Origin of the sequence: Henriciella sp., from assembly GCF_049649345.1 — a bacterium.
GTDB lineage: Bacteria > Pseudomonadota > Alphaproteobacteria > Caulobacterales > Hyphomonadaceae > Henriciella.
The window spans coordinates 1-2,746 of sequence record NZ_JBARZC010000598.1; the positions used below are offsets into that span (position 1 = coordinate 1).

At 59.0% G+C, this 2,746-nt stretch carries 3 protein-coding genes; all 3 read right to left on the reverse strand.

The annotated features are described in order from the left end of the window. Window positions 1–98 precede the first annotated feature (98 nt). The 3 genes from WA989_RS16570 to WA989_RS16580 all read right to left on the reverse strand — a co-directional run bounded on the left by WA989_RS16570 (window position 99) and on the right by WA989_RS16580 (window position 2,746). Window positions 99–563, reverse strand: a complete 465-nt coding sequence (locus tag WA989_RS16570; RefSeq protein ID WP_424341585.1) for a DUF4214 domain-containing protein — start codon at window positions 561–563, stop codon at window positions 99–101. A 156-nt stretch (window positions 564–719) separates the two neighbouring features. Further along, on the reverse strand, window positions 720–2,075 hold the full coding sequence (locus WA989_RS16575) for a TrkH family potassium uptake protein (protein WP_424341586.1): 1,356 nt from the start codon (window positions 2,073–2,075) through the stop codon (window positions 720–722). Window positions 2,076–2,080: 5 nt separating this feature from the next. Beyond that, a complete protein-coding gene (locus WA989_RS16580; RefSeq protein ID WP_424341587.1) occupies window positions 2,081–2,746 on the reverse strand; it encodes a potassium channel family protein in 666 nt (221 codons plus the stop codon).

Consider the following 2,746-nt stretch of genomic DNA (forward strand, 5'->3'; position numbering starts at 1 on the left):
CCTTCTCCGCGTCGGAACGATCACGACGCCGACCGGTATCGTCCGCCGAAAGGACCTCGAAGTCCGAAATGACTTTAGAGCATGCCATAGCGCATGATCTACGATTGGCGCCTCATTCTCGGCCAGACGGCCCCCGCCGGAGGGATACGATCTTCGGGCATATATCTGCCGTCGCGTGCCGCATCGGTGGCATATTGCGCCAGAGACAGCTTCGCATCACGTGCCTCGATGTCGGAATCCTTCGCCTCAGCGAGCATGGCCCGAAATAGACCACCATTGCCCAGATCACGCGCGCTCTTGACGTCGAGCCAAGAGGCGGTTTCGGACGCGTCTGCCTCGCGATCGAAGAGGTTGAAGATCACGGCTTGCACAAAACTCTTGTCGGAGGCGTCCGCGCCCGACTGCCTGTACTCTTCGGACTTCATCAGTTTCTTGGTCATGTAGCGCGCGCTTGGCGTGGTGATCCGCGCACTCCATAAATCCAGCTCTCCCGGGGTTGCCGGGCGTCCCAGAATGGCAAGATAGACAGTCTGGGCAGTCGATTCGGCGATCTGCTGCTGCATTGGCGAACCTCAAGAAAGAGAAGGCGGAGTCCGTTCTGTCTTTGCGGACGAGTGCCATGATAATCGCGTCGCTGCAGCGCTACCCCAGAGCCCTTAATCAACTATCAATTGATTCAATTTGCTTGGAGTTTGTACGGCGTCTTTGCCGGTAATCCCTCAGCCGAGATAGACCTCGCCTTCCGGATAGCGCACGCGCGGCCGGCGCTGAGTGGCGAGAAAGAAGCCCAAGGTGAGCGGACCGACACGGCCCAGAAACATCACCACGATGATGATGAACTGTCCCGGGGTGTTGAGAGTACCGGTCGCACCCATGGAGAGGCCTACAGTACCAAAGGCTGAGGCAACCTCGAAGCTGAGAACCATGAAGTCTCCCTCCTGCACCGTAAGCAGCAGGAAGAGCGCGCCCATCACAAGGAGAATGCTGACCATTGTGAGCGCGAGAACTTTCATCACTTCCTCCTGGCCGATCCCGCGCCCAAATGCGCTGAGCGCGGTATTTCGGCGAAAAAAGGCGATTGTGGCAAGAATGAGCACAATGAGCGTGGTGACCTTGATACCTCCCGCGGTTGACGTGCTGCCGCCACCTACCAGCATGAGCGAGATCGTCATCAGGGCGGTTTCGTCCCGCATCGCTGTCGTGTCGATGGTGTTGAACCCGGCGGTTCGCGGTGTCACGGCTTGGAACCATGCTGCCATCAGCTTGCCCCAGCTTCCCTCGATCAGCCCCAGTGTGCCCGGATTGTTCCATTCGAGAACCGCGAATGTCAGCAGTGCCCACACGATCAGCACCGGTGTGCCTGCCAGCATCAATTTGGTGTGCAGGCTCAACGGCCGCCAGGCGCGCTTTTGCAGAACGTCGCCCACGACCACGAAGCCCAGGCCGCTGACGATGAACATCAACGGGATCACCAGATTGATCACCGGATCGGTGGCCCATCGCGAGAGACTGCCCGGAAAAAGCCCGAAGCCGGCGTTGTTGAAGGCCGAAATTGAATGAAAGACCGAATGCCAGAGGCCCAGAGCCCAGCCATAATCAGGAACGAACACAAAAGCGAGAATGAGTGCGCCCAGGATCTCGACCACAAGCGCAATCCGGATGATCTGTTTGACCAGGACCACAAGATTCGAGATCGACGTCTGGTTGAGATCCTGCCGCAGGATCATGCGTTGCGGCATCCCGATCGGTATGCCCAGTGCCGAGAGCAGCAATACCGCGAAGGTCATCAGGCCCAGTCCGCCGAGCTGGATCAGAACCGCCACGACCGCTTGTCCGAAATAGGTATAGGCCGACCCGGTATCCACCACTACCAGCCCGGTTACCGTGACCGCGGATGTCGACGTGAAAAAAGCCGCCAGCCACGTCACATCGCCATGCTGGGAGATCGGAAGCCTCAGCAGCACCGTCCCCACCAGGATGAGCCCCATGTAGAGGAGGGCCAGGAGTGCCGGGACGGGCGTCCGGCGAATGGAAAACTGCCGGACCAGATTTTTGGGGACACTGGGCAACGCCATCGGATTCAGACGCTGTCCGCGAAACGCCGAAGGTCGCTACGCTGTCCGAGGATCAGGAGCCGGTCATCCTGCTCGAGCGTGCAGGGCTCATGGTCGCTTCCCTTGTGCTGCGAGCCATGCATGATGCCCACGCAACGTAGCCCGAACCGCTTCTGAAGCTCCAAATCGCTCAGCGGGCGTCCGTTGAGCCGTTCGGGAACAACGACATTGACGACATGGAAGCCGTTTCCAAGGCTCACATAATCACGCACCATCGGATTGTGCAGCATTTGCGCGATATGTCTGCCCACCTCCTCCTCTGGATGGATGATGCGTGTGACCCCGAGCTTGGACAGGATCCGGTGATGGGTCTTGCTAACTGCCTTGGCCCAGACCTCCTCGACGCCAGCCATCTTGACGTTGAGTGCGCTCACGACGCTGCATTCGAGATCCTCGCCCATTGCGATGATGGCAACATCGTAATTGTCTATCCCGATTTCCTTGAGCGCCTCCTCGTCGCGGCCGTCGGCGACGACCGCCTGTGAAAGGCTGTCCGCAAGCCGGTTCACGGCCTCCGCATTGCGATCGATTCCAATCACATAATTCTCAAAACGAGCCAGTTCCCGCGCCACACTGGTTCCGAAGGTGCCAAGACCGATAACGGCGAAGTTGCGGCGCCTGAGTTTGCTCAT

What these genes read in the sequence shown, in the direction of transcription:
- WA989_RS16570 (WP_424341585.1), bottom strand. Translation starts at nt 563, where the DNA reads ATGCAGCAGCAGATCGCCGAATCGACTGCCCAGACTGTCTATCTTGCC.
- WA989_RS16575 (WP_424341586.1), bottom strand. Translation starts at nt 2,075, where the DNA reads ATGGCGTTGCCCAGTGTCCCCAAAAATCTGGTCCGGCAGTTTTCCATT.
- WA989_RS16580 (WP_424341587.1), bottom strand. Translation starts at nt 2,746, where the DNA reads ATGAGCAAACTCAGGCGCCGCAACTTCGCCGTTATCGGTCTTGGCACC.